21 protein-coding genes are annotated in these 24405 nt (G+C 61.0%); 7 read left to right on the forward strand and 14 right to left on the reverse strand.

Annotated features, from left to right (window positions below; translation table 11 throughout):
- Positions 1-2 precede the first annotated feature (2 nt).
- Genes E0502_RS09630 through E0502_RS09640 form a run of 3 tightly spaced genes read left to right on the forward strand, consistent with a single transcriptional unit; the run spans position 3 to position 3315 of the window.
- Positions 3-659, forward strand: a complete 657-nt coding sequence (locus tag E0502_RS09630; RefSeq protein ID WP_137677802.1) for a hypothetical protein — start codon at positions 3-5, stop codon at positions 657-659.
- On the forward strand, positions 659-1618 hold the full coding sequence (locus E0502_RS09635; RefSeq protein WP_137677803.1) for a hypothetical protein: 960 nt from the start codon (positions 659-661) through the stop codon (positions 1616-1618). The genes E0502_RS09630 and E0502_RS09635 overlap by 1 nt, the downstream gene beginning before the upstream one ends.
- Complete coding sequence (locus E0502_RS09640; protein ID WP_137677804.1) at positions 1615-3315, forward strand: Dyp-type peroxidase; 1701 nt, start codon at positions 1615-1617, stop codon at positions 3313-3315. Before E0502_RS09635 ends, E0502_RS09640 begins: the two co-directional genes overlap by 4 nt.
- Before the next feature lie 18 nt (positions 3316-3333).
- Here E0502_RS09640 and E0502_RS09645 read toward each other — a convergent pair whose 3' ends face one another.
- The 12 genes from E0502_RS09645 to tsaD all read right to left on the reverse strand — a co-directional run bounded on the left by E0502_RS09645 (position 3334) and on the right by tsaD (position 16344).
- Positions 3334-4344, reverse strand: a complete 1011-nt coding sequence (locus E0502_RS09645; protein ID WP_137677805.1) for a fumarylacetoacetate hydrolase family protein — start codon at positions 4342-4344, stop codon at positions 3334-3336.
- 6 nt (positions 4345-4350) lie between these two features.
- The gene (maiA, locus tag E0502_RS09650; RefSeq protein ID WP_137678766.1) at positions 4351-5004 is read right to left on the reverse strand and encodes a maleylacetoacetate isomerase; all 654 of its coding nucleotides are present in this window, start codon (positions 5002-5004) and stop codon (positions 4351-4353) included.
- A 165-nt stretch (positions 5005-5169) separates the two neighbouring features.
- A complete protein-coding gene (locus E0502_RS09655; RefSeq protein WP_137678767.1) occupies positions 5170-6345 on the reverse strand; it encodes an acyl-CoA dehydrogenase in 1176 nt (391 codons plus the stop codon).
- Between the two features lie 82 nt (positions 6346-6427).
- A complete protein-coding gene (locus E0502_RS09660) occupies positions 6428-6871 on the reverse strand; it encodes a lasso peptide biosynthesis B2 protein (RefSeq protein WP_137677806.1) in 444 nt (147 codons plus the stop codon).
- Between the two features lie 12 nt (positions 6872-6883).
- Positions 6884-8836 (reverse strand): acetate--CoA ligase, encoded by a 1953-nt coding sequence (gene acs, locus E0502_RS09665; protein WP_137677807.1) that lies wholly within the window; start codon positions 8834-8836, stop codon positions 6884-6886.
- 75 nt (positions 8837-8911) lie between these two features.
- Positions 8912-9268: a response regulator gene (locus E0502_RS09670; RefSeq protein ID WP_240049001.1), complete on the reverse strand. Its 357-nt coding sequence runs from the start codon at positions 9266-9268 to the stop codon at positions 8912-8914.
- Positions 9269-9338: 70 nt separating this feature from the next.
- Positions 9339-9989, reverse strand: coding sequence for a hypothetical protein (locus E0502_RS09675; RefSeq protein ID WP_137677809.1), 651 nt, complete (start codon positions 9987-9989; stop codon positions 9339-9341).
- 113 nt (positions 9990-10102) lie between these two features.
- A complete protein-coding gene (locus E0502_RS09680; RefSeq protein WP_137677810.1) occupies positions 10103-10846 on the reverse strand; it encodes an OmpA family protein in 744 nt (247 codons plus the stop codon).
- Between the two features lie 55 nt (positions 10847-10901).
- The gene (locus tag E0502_RS09685; RefSeq protein WP_420813495.1) at positions 10902-12674 is read right to left on the reverse strand and encodes a vWA domain-containing protein; all 1773 of its coding nucleotides are present in this window, start codon (positions 12672-12674) and stop codon (positions 10902-10904) included.
- A gap of 105 nt (positions 12675-12779) precedes the next feature.
- Positions 12780-14258, reverse strand: coding sequence for a lipopolysaccharide biosynthesis protein (locus E0502_RS09690; RefSeq protein ID WP_137678769.1), 1479 nt, complete (start codon positions 14256-14258; stop codon positions 12780-12782).
- Between the two features lie 63 nt (positions 14259-14321).
- Positions 14322-15299, reverse strand: coding sequence for an NAD(P)H-dependent glycerol-3-phosphate dehydrogenase (locus tag E0502_RS09695; RefSeq protein ID WP_137677811.1), 978 nt, complete (start codon positions 15297-15299; stop codon positions 14322-14324).
- Positions 15300-15309: 10 nt separating this feature from the next.
- Positions 15310-16344, reverse strand: a complete 1035-nt coding sequence (tsaD, locus tag E0502_RS09700; RefSeq protein WP_137677812.1) for a tRNA (adenosine(37)-N6)-threonylcarbamoyltransferase complex transferase subunit TsaD — start codon at positions 16342-16344, stop codon at positions 15310-15312.
- Positions 16345-16387: 43 nt separating this feature from the next.
- Here tsaD and hemC point away from each other — a divergent pair, with 43 nt between their 5' ends.
- The 3 genes from hemC to E0502_RS09715 are packed head-to-tail and all read left to right on the forward strand — an operon-like array spanning position 16388 to position 18956.
- Positions 16388-17317, forward strand: coding sequence for a hydroxymethylbilane synthase (hemC, locus tag E0502_RS09705; RefSeq protein WP_137677813.1), 930 nt, complete (start codon positions 16388-16390; stop codon positions 17315-17317).
- A complete protein-coding gene (locus tag E0502_RS09710; RefSeq protein WP_137677814.1) occupies positions 17314-18015 on the forward strand; it encodes a uroporphyrinogen-III synthase in 702 nt (233 codons plus the stop codon). Before hemC ends, E0502_RS09710 begins: the two co-directional genes overlap by 4 nt.
- A 44-nt stretch (positions 18016-18059) precedes the next feature.
- Positions 18060-18956, forward strand: coding sequence for an MICOS complex subunit MIC60 (locus E0502_RS09715; RefSeq protein WP_240049003.1), 897 nt, complete (start codon positions 18060-18062; stop codon positions 18954-18956).
- On the opposite strand, the gene E0502_RS09720 is transcribed toward E0502_RS09715, so the two are convergent.
- The gene (locus E0502_RS09720; protein ID WP_137677816.1) at positions 18953-20167 is read right to left on the reverse strand and encodes a UbiH/UbiF/VisC/COQ6 family ubiquinone biosynthesis hydroxylase; all 1215 of its coding nucleotides are present in this window, start codon (positions 20165-20167) and stop codon (positions 18953-18955) included. The two genes, E0502_RS09715 and E0502_RS09720, sit on opposite strands and share 4 nt — an antisense overlap.
- A gap of 151 nt (positions 20168-20318) precedes the next feature.
- On the opposite strand from E0502_RS09720, the gene E0502_RS09725 reads away from it, so the two are divergent.
- The gene (locus tag E0502_RS09725) at positions 20319-23537 is read left to right on the forward strand and encodes an FG-GAP-like repeat-containing protein (RefSeq protein WP_137677817.1); all 3219 of its coding nucleotides are present in this window, start codon (positions 20319-20321) and stop codon (positions 23535-23537) included.
- Here the strand turns inward: E0502_RS09725 and E0502_RS09730 are convergent.
- On the reverse strand, positions 23534-24403 hold the full coding sequence (locus E0502_RS09730; RefSeq protein WP_137677818.1) for a glycosyltransferase: 870 nt from the start codon (positions 24401-24403) through the stop codon (positions 23534-23536). The two genes, E0502_RS09725 and E0502_RS09730, sit on opposite strands and share 4 nt — an antisense overlap.
- Positions 24404-24405: the final 2 nt, after the last annotated feature.

The following is a 24405-nucleotide window of genomic DNA, read 5'->3' on the forward strand; positions in this document are numbered from 1 at the left end:
TGATGAGCAATATTGCGGGCAAAGCCTACGCGATCAATGCAATGACATCGATGTCGCCGCGCATGACCTGGTTCACCCGGGTGGCGCTGATGTCTGCGCGGACCTGGCCTGCGGTTCTGGCCGGGTTGTTCGGACTCGGGCTGATTCACTTTGCGCGATGGGTCATAATTCGCCGTGATGATTGGCCGCAATTGGGCCAGCCGAAGCAACATCTGATCAAAGATCACATGATCTTCGTGAGCAATTTCAACGGGACATGGGGGCAATATGCCGGGGCTTTCTCCGCCGGATTGCCGCTGAGGCTCGACCTCCTCTGGTATGGAACGGATCGTTATCCCGGGGCAGTGCCGGTGACACCCTTTGCGGGCTACATTCGCAACAACCAGATTGCCACCAACTACTATTACAACGCGACACCCGGCAACGGGCAGCGCGACATAAAGATGGCGCTGAAACTGGCCGCAGCCCTGCGCGGCTCGGCCAGCCGGCTCACGGAGCTTAGCGATGAGGAACTGGCAGCGGCGTATGACCAGATCTTGCTGGACAACCAGAACGGGCTCGGTTCAGCCGGATACGCGCCGGTCGCCAGTCTTGCTTCGGCTGAGGCGGCCCGCAATCGCGCGCGAGCGATCCGCACTAACGCAGATGGCGCTGTCTGATGCCGAACATCGATACCGACTGCTATTTCCTCACCGCTTTCGTGCCGGTGCGCAACGAGGGCATGGTCGAGCATCGCGGCATCCAGTGCTCCCCGATCGACGCTGTGCGCAGCTATCTTGAACTGATGCCAACGGCGTTGCAGTCTCCGGAGACTGAAGAGATCGGTCTCAACAGCCCGTTTGCGCGCAATCTGCGGACGCATTTCGCGCGGGTCGTGGTGCTTGAGCAACCATATTACAATGGCCGGAATCCCAGCAACCCGGTTATCGATCAGATCCGCAATGTCGATCTGCTCAAGCCGGAGCCGTCAGGGCAGCTCAGCTGTCCCTACCTGATGGTATTCATCGATTACGATCTCCTTGACCCTTCGGGCGAAGGTGAGCCGCGGCGCTATCTCGAAGAACTGTGGGATGACATGGCGGACGAGCTACGCTCGATTTTCGGATATTGCTATGGCTTCGAAGACGTCATCGATGGGCAGAGCTTTGCGACCTATCTGATGCGCTGCCAGCTCGATTCCAACATGTCCGTTCACGACTATTGGTGGCAGCCGGAAAAATTGCCCTCGTTGCCGTTCATTCCGTTGCTGGCGCTTCCGGTCTTGGCCCTTTTGTTGCCCTTGGCGGCAGCCTTGTTGGGATGGATACAGTGGCCGTGGGCGATTGCAGGGGCTGTGTTGCTGCCGCTTGCTGCCTTCTTCGGAGTCTATCGGCTAATTCTGGCGGTCGGGCCAAGACCATGGCCGGCTTCACCCGATGCATCTTTGCGCAATGTGCTCAAGGGCCTTTACCTGCAGCAAGCATTCACTGAATTCGCCATCGAGCAACAATCGCGCGATCCAGCCGAACGCGGCGCAGCCTTCAGGACGTTTCTCGAGCGCAACCGCCCGGCTGATCTCGAAAGCCCGACTCAGCCTGCCGGTGTGATCCGAAGCGATCTTAAGGGAGGCGGGGCGTGAGCAAGACCACTCGAACGTGTGCCCCGACAGTGCTTGACCTGGCCGACATACAAGGCGGCATCCTGCGCAATTACGGCACAGGCTTTGCTAAGGGGCGCAGCTTCTTTCTCCATGTCAGTGACGGGGTGAAAGGGCGGGCTTTTGTCGAAGCACTGCGTCCATTGGTTACGACCGCGACCCGCTGGGAAGACGCGGAAAAGCACAAGCCGCCGGCCCCGTCAAGACATCCCACGCCGCATGACGTTGCGCAGGCGGAAGGGCTGCAGACCTACCCGGGGCCAGCCCTGCAACAGAGGCCTAAAGCAACGCTCAATATCGCTTTCAGCCATGCGGGTCTGAACGTGCTTGGTGTTCCGGCAGTAACCCTGCAATCCATGCCGGTCGAGTTTGCTGAAGGAATGGAAGCGCGCGCGCCGTTGCTGGGCGACGAACCCTTCATGGAGGGCCGTGATACGGTTTGGCGCAATTCACGCGGTGATCGCCGGGTGCATATCCTGATCAGTATGTTTGCGCAGATGAACGCCGATGGGACGCCGTGCGCAGAACTGGGCGAATTGACAGGCAAACTCGAGGCCCTGTGCAATCAGTCCGATGGCGGGGTCACTATGCTCGATGGCGTCGGCCCGGATAACGCCCGCTGGCAGGATATGTCCGCCGTCATGACGGAATTCGACGGACACGAGGTCCCGACGAACAAGGAACACTTCGGCTTTTCCGACGGTTACGGCGATCCGGTGTTCTCTGGCCAGTATCCGCCGGAGATCGAGGCCATCAAGATACGGGGCGGGGGCAAGCTCCTCCCCGATCTTTCCTGGGCACCGCTGGCAACCGGCGAATTCCTGCTCGGCTATGCGGATGAATCGCAAGACACGCCCGTGGCGGCAAGGCCGCATGATTTCAGCCGCAACGGGACGTTTCTTGCCTATCGGAAACTGCATGAGAATGTGGCGGATTTCGATGCCTACATAGCGCGGCAGGCCGATCGCTATGCTCAGGCCATGGGGGTCCCGGCCGATGAAGCGTCGGACACGATCCGGGCCAAGATGATCGGTCGATGGCCTGATGGCGTGCCCTTGATGACCGCGCCGACTTATCGCGAATGGCAGGCGTTCAACGCGGAATTGCGCCAAGCTCGGGCTGACGGCGATCGCAAGAAACTGGCCCAACTCACGCTGGAATTCACGAACTTTCACTATTCGCAGGATGTCTCCGGCATTTCCTGTCCGGTTACCTCGCATATGCGGCGGGCCAATCCGCGTGATCAGTTGGGGCCGACCTATGACAAAGCCGGCAATTCGACGGTCGGATCATCAATCGTGGATCGTAGGCGCATCCTGCGACGCGGCATGCCTTATGGGCCCTATGCCCCCGGTGCGGAGCGTGATGTTGGGGAACAAGGCATTGTCTTCATTGCCATGTGTGCGAGCCTGTTTCGCCAGTTCGAATTTCTGCAAGGCCAGTGGATGCAATACGGCCTCGATTTCAACGCCGGGAGTGACACTTGTCCGGTAATCGGCAACCATCTGGAACCCGACAAGCGCAAGCAGGTCATCGCCGCTGATCCAGCGTTGGGCCGACCGCCGTTCATCCTCGACGAACTGCCGCAGCTGGTGATCCCAAAAGGCGGGGACTATTTCTTCATGCCGAGTATGACAGCATTGCGGATGATCGGGCAGGGTGTGATCGACCCCACCTGATCCCCGCAGCGCCTGCCATCAGGCCTGAACGACTTCCTGCTCGATCGAGCCGAAAATCGAATGGCCTTCCTTGTCGCGCATTTCGATCTTCACCGTATCGCCCGGCGCCATGAACCGGGTCTTGGCTTCGCCGTCGCGGATGGTTTCGATCATGCGAATTTCGGCGATGCAGCTGTAACCGGCCCCGCCATCGCTGACCGGCTTGCCGGGGCCGCCATCTTCGCCCTGGTTCGAAATCGTGCCGGAGCCGATGATGCAGCCTGCGCCCAGGTTGCGGGTCTTGGCCGCATGAGCGACCAGATCGGCGAGGCTGAAGGTCGCATCCTGTCCCACCTCGGCGCGGCCGAATGGCTCGCCGTTGTAATCGACCAGCAGGGGCAGGTGGATCACACTGCCTTTCCACGCCTCGCCCAATTCGTCAGGTGTCACACAGACCGGCGAGAAAGCAGTGGCGGGTTTCGACTGGAAAAAACCGAAGCCCTTGGCCAGTTCACCGGGGATCAGTCCGCGTAGCGAGACATCATTGACCAGCATCAGGAGCTTGATGTGACCCGCCGCGTCGGCTGACGAGACACCCATCGGGACATCGTCGGTGATGCAGGCAATCTCGCCTTCCATATCGCAACCCCACGCAGTGTCCTTCAGCGGAATTTCTTCGCGCGGGGCGAGGAAATCATCGCTGCCGCCCTGATACATCAGCGGATCGTGATAGAAGCTTTCCGGCACTTCGGCACCGCGCGCTTTGCGCACCAGCTCGACGTGGTTGATATAGGCGGATCCGTCGGCCCACTGGTATGCACGCGGCAACGGAGAATGCGCTTCCCGCTCGTGAAAACGCTCGCACGGCACGGTCTGGTGTTCGACATCGCGGTAAAGTGCTTCGAGTTTCGGCGCGATATTGTCCCAGTCATCGAGCGCCGCCTGCATGGTCGCGGCAATGTTATCGGCGAGGCAGTAGCGGGTGATGTCTTTCGAGACGACGACCAGCTTGCCGTCGCGGGTTCCGTCATTGAGGGTGGCGAGCTTCATGGGCGGTTAGCCTTTCTCAGGATTATCTGGTTGATTGTCAGGATGGGCGCGCTGGAAAGCCGGAAGAGCGAGGCAGGCAGCCTCGATCCGCTCCATCCGCGGCTTGTCGGAAAAGTCGAAATCGAACCGGCGGGCATTGTACATCTGCGGCAGCAGGCAAACTTCGAAGAAGCCGGGCGTGGCGAACAGGAAATCGCCGGTTTCCAACTGATCCAGCCGTTGCTCCAGCGGTTCAAGCGTCCGGGCGAGCCAGTGGCGATACCAGATGCCGATCTCTTCCGGCGATTTGCCGTATTCGTTGGCGAGATATTTGAGCACCGGCAGGTTGAGCGGTGCGTGCAATTCAGTGGCGATGGCATAGGCCAGCTCACGCGCGATGTAGCGCTGTTCCGTGTCGGCAGGCAGAAGCGGCTTCTCGGGATAAGCCTCGTCGAGCCATTCGATGATCGCCATCGATTGCGCACGATCGACTTTGCCCCCGTCAGTCTCGGTCTCCAGCATCGGGACGCTGCCAAAGGCGTTGCGCGAGGTAAACGCGTCGCTTTTCTGCTCCGTCTTGAGCAGGTTCACCGGCACGTTTTCAAAGGCGATGCCTTTCAATTCCAGCGCGATGCGCAGCCGATAGCTGGTCGAGCTGCGGTAATACCCAAAGAGCTTCACGAGTGAATTCGGCCTTTCCCTGTCACCAAGTGGAACAACTGGAACACTGTCCTGATCCGAGATTTCCACTGCCCGATCGCATTTAATGTGAACGGCAAGAACGGGCAGGGCAGGACGCTCATCACCACATCCTGCCATACAATTCGGGAGTAGGACAGCGCGCGCTCAGAATGCCGAAATGCCCGTTACCGCGCGGCCCAGGATCAGCGCGTGGACATCATGCGTGCCTTCGTAGGTGTTGACCGTTTCCAGATTCACCATGTGACGGATTACCTGATACTCGCCGCTGATCCCGTTGCCGCCATGCATATCGCGGGCATGGCGTGCGATATCGAGCGCTTTGCCAACATTGTTACGCTTGACGATGCTGATCATGTCGGGTGCGAACCTGCCTTCATCCATCAACCGACCGACACGCAGTGATGACTGCAGGCCCATGGCGATGTCTGTCATCATGTTGGCCAGCTTGAGCTGGTAAATCTGCTTGCTGGCGAGGGGCACTCCGAACTGGTGCCGGTCGAGCCCGTACTGGCGCGCTGCGTGCATGCAAAACTCCGCCGCGCCCAGTGCGCCCCAGCTGATGCCGTATCGTGCCCGGTTAAGGCAGCCGAAGGGCCCTTTGAGGCCCTGCACATCGGGCAGCAAGGCGTCGCCGCCCACCTTGACCTCGTCCATCACGATCATGCCGGTGGTCGATGCGCGCAAGCTCAGCTTGCCTTCGATTTTCGGGGCGGAGAGGCCTTGCATCCCCTTTTCGAGAATAAAGCCGCGAATGCCGCCGCCGTGTTCCTCGCTTTTCGCCCAGACGACAAATACGTCGGCAAATGGCGCGTTGGAAATCCAGGTTTTCGAACCGGAGATCACGTAACCGTCGCCGTTCTTCTTCGCGACGGTTTTCATGCCCGCCGGGTCAGATCCGGCGTCCGGCTCCGTCAGGCCGAAGCACCCGATCAGATCGCCCGAAGCAAGACCGGGCAGGTATTTACGGCGCTGCTCTTCCGAGCCGTAGGCGTGGATCGGATACATCACGAGGCTCGACTGGACCGAGGCCATCGAGCGATAGCCGCTGTCCACCCGCTCGATCTCGCGAGCGATCAGGCCGTAGGCGACATAGCCAGCGCCCGCGCCGCCATATTCCTCCGGCACGGTCGCGCCGAGCAATCCGGCCTGGCCCATCAAGGGGAACAGTTCGGGCGCATCAATCTCGTTGGCGAAGCCATCGATGACCCGCGGCTGAAGCTCGCTCTGCGCAAAGCCGTGTGCGGCGTCGCGGATCATCCGCTCTTCCTCTGTCAGCTGACTCTCGAGGTCGAACGGGTCTTCCCAGTTGAACGGCACCATTCCGGCCATTGGTTACTCCTGAAACTATTTTTTGCCGCAATGCCGATTTGCATCGACCGGGGCAACCTTGGATTGGTCTGGATTACGCTGTCTGGCGGGTAAAGGTCACGTATTCTTTTTCTTCGCAGTGACCAGTGACCCATGTGCGCCCTGACTTGAGCCAGGCATGAAATTCGCGGGTTTCCTCAGCGGCTCGCCTGGTGCCGATGTAGAGTTGCGTCTCGACCCCCCGCCGCTTGAGCATCCAGCGCGCGGCGAGCGCCTGCGGCAGGCAAACCAGCTCTACCGGGGCGTTGCGTACCGCGCGTCCAACGGAGCGAGCCACCAGGCGCACCGCAGCGCGCTCCTTCTGCGTCAGGACCGGCAATTGACCCTTCGCCTCGACCCCGTCGGCAATTTGATCGCGCCAGTGCTTCACCGGCACCAGAAGGACCAGCAGGCGCGCCCATGCCAGACAGGCCGCAGCTTCGATCCAGCCCAGCCATTCGCTGGCGGGCATGCGGGCCATGGTCTGAAGTTTGGACATGGGGTGACCGCTCTACCCGGGACGGTTGGCGAGCAGGTCGTCAACCACTGCCGGATCGGCGAGCGTCGAGGTGTCACCCAGATTGCCGGTATCGTTTTCGGCAATCTTGCGCAGAATGCGGCGCATGATCTTGCCGCTGCGGGTCTTGGGCAGGCCGGGCGCGAACTGGATTACGTCCGGAGTTGCGATCGGTCCGATTTCCTTGCGCACCCACCGCACCAGCTCGTTGCGCAATTCCTCATTGTCATCCGTGCCGGCGTTGGTTGTGACATACGCATAAATACCCTGCCCCTTGATGTCATGCGGCATCCCGACAACTGCGGCTTCGGCGACGGAGGGATGTTCCACGAGTGCGCTTTCCACTTCGGCGGTTCCCATTCGGTGACCAGAGACATTGATTACGTCATCGATGCGGCCGGTGATCCAATAATATCCGTCCTCGTCGCGGCGGCATCCGTCGCCGGTGAAGTAATAGCCCTTGTATTGGCTGAAATAGGTTTCGAAGAAGCGCTGATGGTCGCCATAGACGGTGCGCATCTGGCCCGGCCAGCTGTCCGTAATGACCAACGCGCCAGAGATCGCTCCGTCAAGCAACGTCCCCTTTTCCGGATCGACCAGCGCCGGTTTGACGCCGAACATCGGCTTGGATGCGCTGCCGGGCTTGAGGTCGGTCGCGCCGGGCAGAGGAGTGATCATCGCCCCGCCGGTCTCGGTCTGCCACCACGTGTCGACGATCGGGCAACGCCGTTCCCCCACCACGCGGTGATACCAGTCCCACGCCTCGGGATTGATCGGTTCGCCAACCGAGCCAAGCAGCCTGAGGGACCGGCGGCTGGTCTTCGTGACCCACTCATCCCCTTCGCGCATCAATGCGCGCAGCGCAGTCGGGGCGGCATAGAAAATCTCGACGTCGTATTTGTCGATCACCTGCCAGAAACGCGAGTGATCGGGATAGTTTGGCACGCCCTCGAACATGACCTGTGTCGCGCCATTGATCAGCGGCGCGTAGACGACATAGCTGTGCCCGGTGACCCAGCCGACATCGGCGGCACACCAGTACACCGGGCCGTTGCCGTTCTCGTCGAGCCGGTAATCGAACACATATTCATGCGTCATGCTGGTCCACACGGCGTAGCCGCCGGTGGTGTGCAGCACGCCCTTGGGCTTGCCGGTCGAGCCTGAGGTATAAAGGATGAACAGCGGGTCTTCCGCGTCCATTGCTTCGGGCTGACATTCGGCCGGTTGGCCAGACACTGCTGCAGCCCACCCTATGTCGCGGCCTTCGGCCATCGGTACGTCAGCGCCGGTATGGGCCAGCACAATAACGGTATCGACTGAGACTTTCTCCAGTGCGGCATCGACATTGGCTTTCAGCGGAACTTTCTTGCCCCCGCGCAGACCCTCGTCTGCGGTCAGCACGATGTTCGATTGGCAGTCCTCGATCCGTCCTGCGAGCGCATCCGGCGAGAAGCCTGCGAACACCACGGAATGCACCGCGCCGATGCGGGCGCAGGCGAGCATCGCCATGGCGGCTTCCGGGACCATCGGCAGATAGATGGTGACGCGGTCACCCTTGGCCACACCGCGTTCCTTCAGCGCATTGGCCAGTTTGCAGACTTCGGCATGCAGTTCGCGGTAGGTCAGCTTGCGCGATGGGCTGGAGGGATCATCCGGCTCCCACAGGATCGCGACGCGCTCGCCGTGTTCGGCGAGATGCCGGTCGAGAGCGTTGGCGCAGATGTTGAGTTTGCCGCCTTCGAACCACCGGATGTGGAAATCGTCCTTGTCGAAAGACGTGTCCTTGACTGAATGGAAAGGCTCTATCCAGTCGATCCGCTGCGACTGCTCTCGCCAGAAGGCGTCGACATCTTCTATGGAACGACGATAGAGATCCTCGTAGCTGCGCGCATCGACCAGCGCATTTTTCGCCCATTCGGACGGTACCGGAAAGAGCTCATCGCTCATCATCTACTCCCAACAGAATGTCACATTCGGGAATAGAACACCGGACTTTGGAAGGCCAGAGCTTCGTCTGACTGGTCAGGCTGCGAGTGCTTCCTGGACCCGTTCTATCATCTGGCCCGGCGGGCAAGGCTTGGTGCACGCGGTCGCCTCGGGGAAACGATCCTGCATCTCGGCGACAGTGAAATGGCCCGAATGGAATATCACCGGGACATTTTCCGCCATCAGCTTTTCAGCCAGTGCGAAGGACTCGCCATCGCGCAGGTTCACATCGAGAATGGCAATGTCGGGCCTGTTCTTTTGCACCGCAAGCATAGCGGAAGAAAGATCCGCGTGGGGTCCTTCGATCTCGCAGCCCGCTTCGGCAATTGTATCGCACAGATCCATCGCGACGATAAACTCGTCTTCGGCTACCAATACCCTCGGCTTGTTCACTTCGCTTCTCCAATCCGCACCAACCCTATCATTTATCAATGTGGCGGTGGCGGTTCGGTTCCCGTAGGGGTCAGAGCTTGCCGAATTGCCCTTCGTAAGCGGCGGTATCACCAGCGGAAAGCAAGCGCGCCTGTTCGACCCAGCTATCGCGCATGATGCGGCCTTCGAACCGGCCAAGCTGCGCATCAATGCGAGTGATGTCTTCCGCGCTCCAGCCGGCAATCTGCTCGAAACTGGTTACCCCGAGCGAGTTCAACAAATCGCGCAACTTGGGCCCCACGCCCTTGATCCGGGTGAGATCGTCGGTTTCATCATCCAGTGCTGGATCGTCCTGCGCCGGCTTGGTCTCAGCCGCCGTGTCGTGCATTTCCTGCATCGCTTCGCGCGCGGAACCGGGCGCCCCGGCTTCTGCGTCGGCCTCGGCGCTGGCATGCGCTGCAACATCCAGATTGGCAGCGGCAGAAACCTTGCCGGGTGCAACTTCGGCGATTTGCTGTGCTCTGGGTTCCGGTTGCGGATCGGTCGATCCCGCCGCAGCGGCGGGCGCGTCGATCAAGGCCTGATTGCGCGCTGCGGGACCTTTGCCCGCGTCAAGCACATCACTGGTGTCGATATCGACCTTTGCCTTGCGGGTCGCGAAAAATACGAACCATGCGACAGCGATGCCGATAAACAGGGCAACAAGGATGATGGGCCAGTTGGCTGCAATAAGTTCATTCATACAATTCTTCCTAGTCTGGTTCCGACGATCGGCCCCACAGGGCCCATCCCAGAGTCAGGCCGATGCCATAGGCAACCAGCGCGAGAACAGCGACTTCATAGGCTATCGGCATGTCAGCGGGCCCCCGGCGTGTCGACCGGTGTCGGTTTGAGCGGCACGGTCGAAATGACTGAGAACTCGATCCGCCGGTTTGCCGGATCGGACGGTGCGAGGCCTTCGACCGGCTCTTGCGAACCGATCCCTCGGGCTCGCAACCCGTCGCGCGGGATGCCGGCCCGGACCAGCGCTTCGCGCACCGCACGGGCGCGTTCGAGCGAAAGTTCCAGATTGCCCGGTTCAGGGCCGGATTTGTCGGTGTGCCCGGTTATGGCGATAATGCTCCCGAGGCACGGACGCAGAGCTGCCGCCACTTCGTCGATCAACTCGCGGCTGGCGGGTTCTATTTCGGAAGAGGATTCCTCGAAACGGATCGTACGCGCACGGAGCAGAGCTTCGACATCGTCCTGACAATGGGTTGGCGCGAACTCCAGCTCGTCGCTCTCCGCTTGCACGGTGCCGTCTATCCAGTTGACTCCGCCCACTCCGCTTATGGCGGCAACTGCTCTGGCTGCTGCCGCGCGTTTGCCTTCGTCGAGATCTTCACCGTCGCTCAGAATCGCATGGCGCGTCGGCATGTCTGAAGAACCGAGGCCGAAATCTGCAGAAACGGCTGGGGCGCCTGCTTGATCGAGTGCCGCACGGGCTTTGTTCGCAAGCAGTTCGGCCAGGACATCGTCGCGCGACTGCGCAAACAGCAGACTACCGGATATGACGATCAAGGCGCCGGCGAGAATTCCGATCGATGGACGAAGCTGCATGACTGCTCCTTAGCCATGCAGTGTCCTGCCGCAAAGGGGGCGATTGCGGCTTTCGTCAGCCGCCGAGTTCGCGACCCTCAAGACCGTCCGCCACGCCGACCAGCTTGCGAAACTGCTGGCGGTAGAAGTCCCCCTGACCACCCGACAGTGCTTCGATGTCGCGGAAACTGTATTCGCCGAGCAAATTGTCGGCCCGCAGCTTCTGACCGAAGGCGGCAACGGCAACCGCGAAAGCGAAATCGCCGCGCGGCGATGATGCATTGGCCAGCCGCGAAGCCGGCACGATGGTGGTGATGAGTTTCGAGGTATCTTCGTCGGGCAGCTTGTAGCGCAGTTTGACAAAGGCCGCTTCGCTCGATCTCTCGCGTGCGGTGCTGGAAACCGGGGTTTCGTAGCGACGCTGCTCGATCCAGCCGGTCATGCCGGCAGGGACGATTTCATAGATTGCGGTCACCTGATGGCCTGCGCCGATATCGCCCGCATCGACCTTGTCATTGTTGAAGTCTTCTTCGCGCAGCGCGCGGTTTTCATAGCCGATCAGGCGGTACTGGCTGACCACTGCGGGGTTGAACTCGACCTGGATTTTCACATCCTTGGCAATGGTGAAGATGGTCGATCCCATTTCCTCGCCCAGCACTTTGCGGGCTTCCAGCGCGCTGTCGATATAGGCGTAATTGCCGTTACCCTTGTTCGCGAGTTGCTCCATCAGGGCTTCATTGTAATTCCCGGTACCGAAACCGAGCGTGGTCAAGGTGATCCCGCTAGCGCGCTTCTTCTCGATCATCTCGACCAGCATGTCGCGGTCGGACAGGCCGACATTGAAATCGCCGTCGGTAGCGAGGATCACACGGTTGACGCCGCCATCGATCTTGTTCGCTTCGGCAATGCGATAGGCCAGTTCGATACCCGCTCCGCCAGCGGTCGATCCGCCTGCGCTGAGATCGTTGATTGCGTTGCGAATCTCGGACGGACTGCTGGTCGGCTCCAGCACCAGGCCTGCCGCGCCCGCGTAGACGACGATCGAGACCTTGTCCTTGCTTGTCAGCTGGTTGGCGAGGCCGAGCATTGCGGTCTTGACCAGCGGCAGCTTGTCCGGACTGTTCATCGAGCCCGAGACATCGAGCAGGAAGACGAGGTTTGCCGGCGGGCGGCTGTCCTGCGGGAGGTCATAGCCGCGCAGGCCAATCCGCATCAGCCGTGTGTCCGGGTTCCACGGCGTAACCGCAAGATCGGTCGAAACGCTGAACGGTGTTTCGCGCGTGTCGGGCCGGTCGTAATCATATCGGAAATAATTGATCAGTTCCTCGGTCCGCACCGATGCCCGCGGTGGCATCTGACCTTGAGTGAGAAAACGCCGCGCGTTGGCGTAGGCGCCGGTGTCGACATCGACCGAGAAAGTCGAAACCGGTTCCGCCGCAGCGATCTTGACCGGCGAGATTTCCTCGCCGTCGTACTGCTCGCGCCCGGGGTCGGTTGCAACGACAACGGGCGGCACGAAATAGCGATAGCCCGGCTCGACCGGTTGTCCGGCCTGGTCAACGGGCACGACCTGAGGCAGACCGTTGACGACGTTCTCGACATTGACCGTTCCGGACAGTGCGAACTCATCTGCCTCGACGACCGCTATCGGCGCCGCACTGGCAAACTGCCGGTCGCCGCCAACCCGCGATCCGGTGACGACAATTTTCGACGGTGGAGGAGAGCTGGGAGGATACGGCTTCGCCGCCTGTTCTCTTTCGGTAGATGCCACACCCGGCGTTTGGCTTGTGGCGCAACCGACAACCAATGCACCCATCGAAACAGCGAAAAAAAGGCGTCCCACCTGCATAGTATCACTCCCTTGTCAGTCCCGGCATGTAACATCGTCTCATGCCGTGAATGCCGACTGAACGTTTTGTACAGACGACGGATTGCCAACATTGAGGAGTGGCTTTCAGGAGGGGGCTGATGCGCCAAGGTTCTTGCGGAAGAGCACGCGGTCATCGGGGCCGAATCCCTTGTGCCAGATGACATAGCCATAGACCGCGAGGATCGTCGGAATGCCGATCAGCAGCTCGATCCACTCAGGCAGCAGGGTGAAGGCAAAGCCGACGACCACAGCAGGGCCGGTCGCCCAGACCAGCCCCCAGCGCAGATTGCTTACGGGGGCCTTGAGCAGTTTTTTCAGAAGCAGCGCCTTGATCAGACTCGACGCGCCGAGCGAGAGCAACAGGGCCGCTGCAGCACCCGCTGCGTTGAATCCTTCATCGAAGCCGAAATGATCGACCAGCATGATCAGCACGATAGTGAGCGCACCCTGCAAGGTAATGATAGCGATGGAGATCGCGAGATTTCGTTTCTTCGCGATATAGACGAGCACGCCCTCGGAGACGACGGCCATCGAGGCGACAACTTCCGCCATCAGCAGCAGCGCGAGCGCGCCGGTCCCGCCAACAATTGCCGGTCCGCCCAGGCCCATCACTGCTTCGCCCGGTATGGCTAGGGCCAGCGCGATGCCGATTTGCAAGGCGATAATCCAGAACCCGACCTGCCGGACCTGACTGGCGATGGCGCCGAGGTTTCCCGTCTTCAGGTTCTTGGTGATGACCGGTGCCAGAATCGGCTCGAAACTGCTTTTCAGTTTCTGTGGCAAGCTCGCCACCTCCTTGGCGAAGAAGTAGATCGCGACCGCGGTTGGGGAGGTAAACTGACCGAGCAGGAACACATCGAGCAGCCGCGTCCCGCGTTCGATCACATCGGCCCCGACCAGTGGCAGCGCGCGCAAGGTCATCTTGCCAAGGTAACGGGGGCGCGGCCGCCAGCCGCTGGGGAGACCATAGGTGCGCAGGAATGGCCATGCGGCGGTCAGCAGCCCGGCGTAAATCGAAGCAAGAAAGGCGAGGGTCAGACCGCCGTCGCTGATCGCTGGAATGAAAAAGAACGCTCCTGCGGCTATCGAGCGGGTCCAAGGCTCGACCACCGCTCGGGTGCGGACAGTGGTGGCGATGTCATAGCGATACGCCTGCGCAGCAAGCAGGATCTCGGTCAGTGCAAACGCCGGAATCGCTGCCACGATCCAGATATCGTAATCGCTGCTTGTCCCGCTCGGGAACATGAGCACCGGAAAAGCCAGCAAGACGCCAATCGTCACCGATGAAAAAAGAAGCGAGGCCAGCATTCCGTCGAACACCAGATTGGCCGGTGAGCCTCCGTCCGCATCCGCGCCTTCGCTCAACCGCTGAGCCAGTCCGCGTTTCTCGCCCATGGCGCAGATCAGCGCCATGATCTCGATGATGACGATCGCAGGCACGAACCGGCCCATATCCTCGACGCCGTAGAGCCGGTATCCGATAAACAGGAAGGGCACATTGCCGAGCAAGCGAATGAAAAAGCCCATAGTGTTGTCACGCCCGCCCTTGGCGAGCGTGGCCATATCGTCGCCGCCCTTTGCGGGCTCGGGACCGTCCGGCTGCGTGGGGATGCTCAAGCTGACAACCTATTCAGCCTTGAGCGGGCGCGACAGCAAACCAGCCACGACCGACTTTGCATCTGCGCCTTCAAGCACCGCATTCACCGCTTCCACAATCGGCATACGGGCGTCATGTTTGGCGGCAAGTTCGCGCAAGACCGGCGCTGTGTGCGCGCCTTCAGCGACTGTACGCCGGTCGGCCATCAGATCACGCGCGGTCTGACCTTCGCCCAGCGACTTGCCGAGCGAAAAATTGCGGCTTGAGGTCGATGAGCAGGTCAGCACCAGATCGCCGAGGCCGGAGAGCCCCGCCAGCGTTTCGCGCTGTGCGCCCAGTGCATCGCCGAACCGCTGCATTTCCGCATAGCCGCGCGCAATCAGTGCGGCGCGGGCGTTTTGGCCAAGACCCAGGCCATCGACCACACCGCAGGCAATGGCGAGAACGTTCTTCACCGCGCCGCCAATTTCCGCTCCGATAACATCGTCGGAGTAATAGGGCCGGAATTGCGGGCGGGCGATGACCGGTGAAAGCCGTTCCCACTGTGCTTCTCCGCCGCTGCAGGCGAGCGTGACCGCGGTCGGCATGCCGGCAGCGACTTCATGCGCGAAGGTCGGCCCGGACAGGATGGCGATTTCGCTTTCGCCCGCCACTTCAGCGGCGACTTCGTTCATCATCCGGCCGGTTCCGGCTTCGATGCCTTTGCTGCACAACACCAGGTCGCGCGGCGGAGCGGAGAGGTCGCCGATTGTGCGTGCCAGATGCTGAGCAGGCGTTACCGCCAGCAATGTGTCGCAGCGCGCCAGATCGGCCATGTTCCCGGTTGCACGGATAGACGGCGCGAGCTCGGCGGAAGGAAGGTATGGGGAATTGCGATGGTGGCGATTGATTTCTTCGACCACTTCGGGTTCGAGCGCCCACAACAGCACTTCTCGCCCGTCGCTTGCGAGCATTTGGGCGAGGGCAGTGCCCCAGGCACCCGCACCAATGACGCCGACACCGTTCATGGCCAGTTCCTCATGCCTTATGTCCCGCGCCGCGTACGGGCTCGGCTGCTGGATCGAGCGGCCAGCGGGGCCGGGCGGCAATGTCGAGTGGGTCGGACTGGCCCGAGGCAAGCCTTTCCGCGCCCGCCCAGGCGATCATGGCAGCGTTGTCCGTACACAGTGCCAGCGGCGGGGCGACGAAACGCATGTGGCGCTGAGCGGCGAAGTTTTCGAGTGCGGCGCGAACTGATTGGTTTGCCGCGACCCCTCCTGCCACCACAAGGGCCGGCGGAGCGGCGATTGCGCCGAGCGCGACCGCAAGCCGGTCGAGCAGACAATCGACCGCCGCTTGCTGGAAGCTTGCCGCGATATCGGCGTCTTTGTGTTTACCGCTTTCCTTGGCGCGCAGCACCGCGCTCTTGAGGCCGGCGAAGGAGAAATGCGGCTCACCGCTGCCGACCAGCGGACGCGGCAGAGGCACAGCGTCCGGATCACCGAGCTCCGACAGCCGCTCCACTGCAGGGCCGCCGGGGTAGCCGAGACCGAGGATCTTTGCTGTCTTGTCGAAGGCTTCGCCCAGCGCATCGTCGATCGTGGTTGCAAGCCGCCGGTACTCGCCAACGCCTTCGACCAGCAAAATCTGGCAATGGCCGCCTGACACGAGCAGCAGTGCATAAGGGAATGCAAGTTCAGGATCGGCAAGGCGCGGCGATAACGCATGGCCTTCCAGGTGGTTGATCGCGATCAGCGGGACATCGCTTGCCATTGCCAGGGCCTTTGCGCTGACCAGTCCGACCATTACCCCGCCGATCAGCCCGGGGCCGGCGGTCGCAGCGATCGCGTCGAGGTCTGCCAGTTGCATCCCTGCATCATCCATGACCTGAGTGATCATCGGGGCGAGTTTCTCGACATGGGCGCGTGCCGCGATTTCAGGAACCACGCCGCCATAAGGCGCGTGCTCGGCATCCTGCGAAGCGATCCGCTGCGCCACGATACGCCGGTCTGTGGTGACGAGCGCGACGGCGGTTTCGTCACAACTCGATTCAATGCCGAGAACGATCCCCATGGCACTTTCCCTTAGCGAGATGCCCCGTTAGGGCAAGCGCCGCATGAGTGACAAAATCAAACTTCGGCTCGGAACGCGCCAGTCGCCGCTTGCTTTGGCCCAGGCCGAGGAAGCGCGAGACCGGCTGTGCAATGCGCACGGCTGGTCGAAGGGCGAAGTCGAATTGGTCAAAGTGATCGCCAGCGGCGACAAGATACTCGACCGCCCGTTGGCGGAGATCGGCGGCAAGGCCCTGTGGACCCGCGAGCTGGACATCTGGCTGAGCGAAGGGCGCATCGATGCCGCTGTACACTCGATGAAAGACGTCGAGACCTTGCGCCCGGCGGGAATTACCATAGCGGCGATCCTCCCGCGCGCCGATGTGCGCGACGTGCTGATCGGTGCGCTATCGCTTGACGCAATCCCCAAGGGTGCGCGTGTCGGCACGAGCGCGCCGCGCCGGGCCGCGCAAATGTTGCACTACCGGCCCGACTGCCGGATCGTCGGATTTCGCGGTAATGTGGCGACCCGCCTCGGCAAGCTGGAGGCCGGAGAGGCCGATGTCACCCTGCTGGCCGCCGCTGGATTGCAGCGGCTGGGTGAGCAGAACATCGGCAACCCGCTCGATGCAGGTAGCTGGTTGCCAGCTCCGGCGCAGGGGGCGATCGGAATCGAATGCCGCAGCGAAGACAGCGAAACGCTGCGGCTGCTCTCAGCCATCGACCACAGCGAAAGCAGAGGTAGCGTCATGTCTGAACGCGCGTTGCTCGCAGCGCTCGGCGGCACATGTCACAGCCCGATTGCCGTTCTGACCACTGTCCGGGACGAGCAACTGACGATCCGTGCCAGTCTGTTCTGTTCGGACGGCTCCGAGCGAGTCGACGGCACGATCACCTGCGCATCCGGCGATACGGAGGCAATCCGCGAACTGGCCCGTGACTTGCTCGAGCGATCCGGCCCGGCAGTGCGCGAATTGTTCACCGCACAGCCGTGACCGGCCGCATTTACACCATCCGCCCGGAGCCGGGGTACTCGCAGACCATCGACAGCGGCCGTGAGCTGGGATTGGACATGGCGGGTGAGCCGCTGTTCGAGATCGAAACCGTTGCGTGGAACTTGCCGGAAGAGCTCGCCTTCGACGGCCTTCTGATCGGTAGCGGCAACGTTTTCCGCCACGGCGGCGAGCAAATGGCAAAATTGGCCTTCATCCCTGTTCTTGCCGTTGGAAAGACCACTGCGGATGTGGCGAAGAACGCCGGTTTTTCAGTTGCACAGACCGGCTCGGGCGGATTGCAGGAATTGCTGAACTCGCTCACCGTTCGCTCGCTCAAACTGCTGCGGCTGGGCGGGCAGGACCGGGTCTCTCTTACTCCGCCGCGAGGCATCACGATTACGGACCGGGTCGTCTATCGCGCGGCAATGCGGGCGATGAGCACACAAATGAGCGAGGCGCTTGGACCGGGCGGGGTGGTCTTGCTGCATTCAGCACGAGCGGCAAGACATTTTGCCGAAGAATGTGACCGATGCGGCATTCAGCGCGCTAAGATTGCCATTGCCGCTATTGCTCCGCGGGTTGCCGAGAGCGCCGGCAAAGGCTGGAAGAGCGTTTCGGTTGCGCCAAGCGCGGACGACACGGCGCTTCTGGCCTTGGCGCGTGACATGTGTAACAACAATCAGGAATTACGCCGGTAAGCTCGGCTTTTCGGGTCTCGGAAGAAAGAGTGATGGACAAAACGATGGGAACACGCCGCTCAAGCGGTTCCATGCAGGCGATCCTCGGGGTCGCGCTGAGTGCCTTTCTGCTCGGTGCGCTAGTGGTCTGGTATTTCTCCTGGCGCGGCTCTGATGCGCAGGATGGGGAAGCCGACGAGGCGGCGGAAGTGGCGACAGGGGCAGAAGCGCCAGCCACACTTGTCGATGCGTCACCGACGCCGACGGCAACTGCTTCGGCTCGAGTGGCGGAGGCGACAGAAGCGGTCGAGCGGGTGGCCGAGCAACAAGGCGGACTGGAATCGCGTCTTGCCGCTGCGGAACAGCGGCTGGCGAGGCTGGACCTGCAGGCTCAAGCCGCATCCGGCAATGCGGGAAGGGCTGAAGGCCTGTTGATTGCGTTTGCCGCGCGAAGGACGCTCGAGCGTGGGGAAAGCCTTGGCTATCTTGGCGACCAGTTGCGGCTTCGCTTCGGCATGGCGCAGCCTGAGGCCGTGCGGACGGTTCTCAGCGCATCGGAAAACCCGATCCGGCTAGACCAGCTGATCGCCCGCCTCGAAGGGCTTGGCCCATCGCTGGTTACTTCCGACGAAGGCCCGTCCTTCGCCCGGTTGCGCAAGGAATTGGGCGAGCTGTTCATTGTGCGCCGTGAAACGACCGCTTCCACCCGGCCTGACCGTGCATTGTACCGGGCACGTCTGTCGCTGGAGAGCGGACGGGTGGAGAAAGCGATCGAGGAAGTCCAGACGCTCCCCGGGGCGGACAATGCGGAAGCATGGATTGCCGATGCGAAACGCTATGCTGCGATACAAAATGCGCTCAACATTCTCGAAACATCGGCGATTGGCGAGTCGAGCGGGCTTCGGGACAGTGAAGGGCAGACGATTGAACAGCCGAGCCCGGTCGAACAGGAAGCGCGCTAGGCCTTCAGGATTGCTGGCATATCGCCGGTTACGCCGCGCGCTTCGTCCATGAACCAGGTTTTTAGGATCGGCACACGCTCGACACCGGCCATGCCGAGGCGGCGGATGGCCGATGCTGTTTTGCCCGGTATCCCGAACAGGCGGGTCAGGCCATCGGTCGCCAGCGCCACGGTGAACGCATCGACCCCGCGCCAATTCTCGTATTTTTGCAGCAGTTGTGCGTCACCTGGATCCAGCCCGAGGCGCATGCCATCGGCGAGCACTTCGACCAGTGCCCCGACATCGCGCAAGCCAAGATTGAGACCCTGGCCGGCAATCGGGTGGATGCCATGCGCTGCATCGCCGATCAGTGCCAGCCGTTCAGCGGTGATACGCGCTGTGTGATGAAATCCGAGCGGGAAGGACGCGCGCCGCCCGACTGCTTCGATTGTGCCGAACAGTCCGTCCATCCGTTTTTGGACTTCAGCGAGAAATGCCCGATCGGATAGCTTCAGCGTACCCGCTGCGTCCTTCTCATCAACCGTCCACACCAGTGCACTGCGATGCTTGCCGCCCGAATCATCGAGCATTGGCAGCAGGGCAAAGGGGCCGGCAGGATAAAATATCTCCCACGCGACATTGTTATGCGGTTTCTCGTGCACCAAACCGGCGATTATGGCGCGGTGGCTGTAATCCCACTTGGCGATAGCGAGGCCGGCTTCCTCACGGGTGGGCGAGCCCCGGCCTTCGGCTGCGATCATCAGGCTGCCATGCAATTCGGTGCCGTCAGAGAGGACCGCTGAGACGCCATGCGCGTCACGCTTGCGCTCGACGATTTCGCTCTTCGCGTGCCAGTCAATCCGTTCTTCTTCGCGTGCGGCTTCGAACAGCGCAAGCCGAAGCTCTCGGTTGGCGAACATCCGGCCGAGTGTTCCTTCATGTGGCGCAGGCGCGAAATCGATGCCGCCTGGTTTCAACTGGTCGGTAACGGCAATCGATGCGATCGGGCAGCCATGCGGCTCCAGCCGCTCGGCCAGACCGATGTTCGTGAAGAGATTCCAGCTCGCCGTCGAAATCGCCGACGCGCGCCCGTCGAAACCATCGGCAGTCAGTTCAGCGGGATCGGCGCGATCGATCACATGGCTGGTGATTCCCTTGCGGGCTGCGGCGAGGGCCAGCGTCATGCCGACCAGGCCGCCGCCAAGGATTACGAGATCGCGTTTGTCTGTCATTGCATCGCCGTCCTAATGGCGGGCAGCCGGTAAACACAAGCCGCTTATGCGCAATAGTGGTTGCAGCCTGATAAACCGTAAAATAAGGCTCTGCAGAATTGGGACAAATAACCGGCGAATTGCTTGAAGCGGTTTGCCCGGGGGGACAGCAATGGCGACCGCCGCACCGGCTGAGGCCGGCACCAGTTTGACGAATATGCTGCGTGACAAGCGCATAGTCCTGTCCGTTCTGCTCACTGTCGGTGTGGCGCTCTTTTTCTGGACTCAGTCTCGCTATCCGGCGCTCAATGAGAAAGCCGCGATGGGCGGCGATACCAATATGAGCGGCATCGCTTTCGACGAAGTGCTCGAGTGGGTCCCGAACAGCGGTTTGATGTGGGACATCACTGTCAACACAGTGAACTGGATCTACACCAACTGGAAGGGCATGACCTTCGGCGTGCTGTTCGCGGCCTGCGCGCTGACACTGCTCGGCCTGATCGAGCGGCGGGGCTTCAACAATCGCTTTGCCAATGCGGCCTTGGGTGCAGCGATCGGCACGCCGCTGGGCGTGTGTGTCAATTGTGCGGCCCCGATCGCCCGCGGACTGCACAGCGCCGGAATGCGGCTTGAGACAACTTTGAGCGCGCTGGTCGCATCGCCCACGCTGAACGTCATCGTTGTCAGCATGTCCTTCGCGCTGCTGCCTCTGCATCTGGCGACGCTAAAAGTAGCCGGGGCTCTGGCGTTCGTGCTGATCGGTGTCCCCATCCTGACCCGTTTCCTGCACCCCAAGGGACTCGACGACGTCTCTTTGATGCAAATGCAAGGGGAAGTGGACGACCGGCGCGGCTGGATTGCACGCAAGCTTGAGGCCCTCCGACCGTTGCCCGTACCGGCGTCGGATATCGACAGTTGGCCCAAGGCATTCGGCTGGCTGGCCAAGACATTTGGGCGCAATCTTCTGTTTATCGTCGCGGTGACGGTGCCGATGATGCTGTTGGCGGGCGCCTTGGGCGCGATCCTTATCACGTTCTTCGATTTCGAGGATTTCCGGCGCGCTGTGGGTGTGCCAAGTTCGACCATCACGATCCTGCTGGCCATGACATTTATCGCGGCCGTGGCGATATTTCTGCCGGTGCCGATTGCATTCGACATCATTCTCGCGGTCATTCTGGTGAACGCCGGTTGGCCGGTGCGGTATGTCATGCCGCTGCTGTTCGCGCTCGGTTGCTATAGCGTCTATTCGATGATGATCGTGGGCCGGGCGATATCGTGGCGCATATCATTCGCGATGATGGGATCGCTGGCCGCTATGGCAGTCTTGCTAGGTGTCGCCGCCAACTGGATCGACAAGTCCATCCAGACCGAACGGCACGAAGCAAATATCGCCTATCTGGCTGGCGCGACCTCTCTTCGTGCCGCAGAAGTCGATGCGTCAGGAACGCTTGCCGCAATCGACGATTCATCCATCGCGCCCGTCAGCTATCTCCCTGTAGCCGCGACCGTTACCAATGATGGACCCGGATCGGTCCAGGCATTCGCCATCCCTGCGATGAACGGTCCCAGTGCCGGGGCCGATACCGGATTTTCGCGCCTGATGGGACCTGAGGTTGGCCTTGATCTTCCGCCGTCGACCACCGGTTTCGAAGTGCTGGAGCCGTTCAGTTTTTTCTGGGGCATTGCGTCAGGCGATACGACGGGTGACGGCTGGGTCGATCTGGTCATGGCCCGTAGTCCGGCAACCGGCGGGCTGGCCTATTTCCGCAATGTCGGCGGCAAATTCCAGCAATCGCCGCTGTCTCTGGGGCCGCTCGACCAGCAGTTCATCGGGAGCATCGTGCTCAGCGATCTCAATGGCGATGGCCGGCCAGACCTGTTCGTTTCGGCCTATCTGCAGGGCACGCATGTCTTCTGGAACCGCGACGGCGAATTTGCATGGGACGACAGGGTTGATCTGGACAACGGCGATGCCGGTTTGTCAGGTGCGCCCGGCTTCGCCGATCTGGACAATGACGGCGATCTCGACATCCTGTCGGCCAATTGGACGATCGGGACCACCGCGAACAACGGCAATCCCTATCTGCTTTCCTCACAGGACCGCATCTTCTGGAATGAAGGCGACGGCACGTTCGACGTTCAGGTTCTGACCGGCGTGCCCGGAGAAAGCCTGGCTTCGCTTATCAAGGACATCGATGGCGATGGCCGGCCGGACATAATTATTGGTGACGACGTTTCCACCGCAGACAAAATCTATCTCAATCAGGGTGATCGAAAGTTCCGCCTGGCCAAGAAGTCCGACGGGATCGTGCCTTATCTGACCCGCACTTCGATGAGTCTCGATATGGGTGATGTCGACAACGATTTGGTCGACGAAATGTACGTCGCGCAAATTGCGTGGGATCAATGGCGGATCGACTCAGTCAAACCGGAACTGAGTTATTGTGCTCGCGAAGAATTCGGGATCGAGAACAGCGAGGAATGTTTCCTGCAATTGCGCCGCCGCAGCCTTGCGGCCACATCGGCGCATTCGGTCTATTCCGATTGCGAGCAGATTGCAGACCCGACGTATCGCTGGGTGTGCGCCGCGCAAAGCCTCACCTGGCGGGCGAGCTTTTTTGGCGATTTGTCCGACTGCCCCTTGCTTGCGCGTCTGGGCGGCGAATGGGAAAAAATGTGCGAAGTAGCAGCGCGGCCCCGGTTCGAAAACGCCGAGCAGACGATGAAAGACGAAGATTATGTCGGCGGCATCCGCAAACGGAACATCCTCTTCAAACGAGACAAATCCGGCGGTTTCGAAGATTTGACGAAAGCGTTCAACGTGGCGCAGCCGGGGTGGAGCTGGAACTCGCGCTTCGTCGATCTCGATCAGGATGGCTGGCAGGACCTGCTCGTCGCGACCGGTATGGTCTACCATCGCAACACTTTGCCCAATGCCTATTACCGCAATCGTGGCGGCATTGGTTTCGTTCGCGCCGAAGAACGCTTTGGACTTGCCGACAATGTCCCGTCGACCACTTATGCGCTGATTGATTACGACCGGGATGGTGATATGGATGTGATCCGCACATCGGCGGTCACTCAGCCAATTATCCACCGGAATGATGCGCCCCGAGGCGGTGCTATCTGGGTCCGGCTGGAAGACGAGATTGGCAACCGCGACGGTATCGGCGCGCGGATCGTCCTGACCACAGACGACGGCACCCAGCGGGTCCGGGATATCCGTCAGAGCGGCGGGTTCGCCAGTGGCATCTACCCGCAGGCACATTTCGGCATCGGTGACGCAAAGACGGCGAATCGCATTGAAATCACCTGGCGCGATGGCCGCAAATCTTCACTCACCGGCTCATTCTCGCCGGGCTCTGAAGTGGTTGTGAAGCGTAGTCGCTAGGTAGATGGTGCGCGATCTAGCAGGCGCCGATAAGCTGCATGCCATAGTTTGAGAGCTGCCGCATAATCGGGATGCTGCGTCATTTTCCGAACATCGTCTGTCATGCGCCAGGGCTTGGCCTTGCCATTGAAGTGCAGCGCGCGGGCTGAAGCAACGCTTGGATATTCGATCCCACTCAGCCTCCCGCCATGGCCGACCATCCGATTGTATGCCGGACTGATCAATTCCACCAGATCGCCAAAGCAGCGATTGAGCACCGCCTGATCCGTGTGATCGCTGACAACGTTATCCCAAGCCTTGGGGGCCAGCGATCCGAGCAAACATTGGCGCGTCTCTCGGGTGCGAAGCTCCGGCTTGATAAACATCAGTCCGGCGTTGAAGCTTTGAAACCCATCGGTACCGGCAGGCTGTGTCAGTTCTTCCAGCGTTTTTCGGTCGCGGGAATTTCCGACCAGCATCGCACGATCTGCGCACGCTGCTATCGGGGCGGAGACATTGGCGATCGGCTCGATCGATTTGCTGAACAACATATCGCTGTCTGCAAACAAGACACCGCCGTTTCCATCGTCATCGAATATATCGAGCGAAAAGAAACGCCGATAGCGACTGGACAGTTTCGGGCGGTGTTCGATCAGATCCGCGATGCAATGCCAAAGGTCCGGCGCAGGATTGCGGCATTCGGACTGGGGGAAGCGATGCCTCAGAACAGCCTGGTCTGCCGGTGAGAGATCATCATGGATGATCACTATTCGGCCATCGAACCAGCGATTGTGACACAGGAAGGAATCAATCATGACCTGCGTGCCGATCAGGAAGTCGGCTGAGGTGACCGTGGCCAGTACCTGAGGCTTGAGTTTGTTCGTCACCG

It is taken from the genome of Parerythrobacter lutipelagi (assembly GCF_005434975.1).
GTDB lineage: Bacteria > Pseudomonadota > Alphaproteobacteria > Sphingomonadales > Sphingomonadaceae > Parerythrobacter_A > Parerythrobacter_A lutipelagi.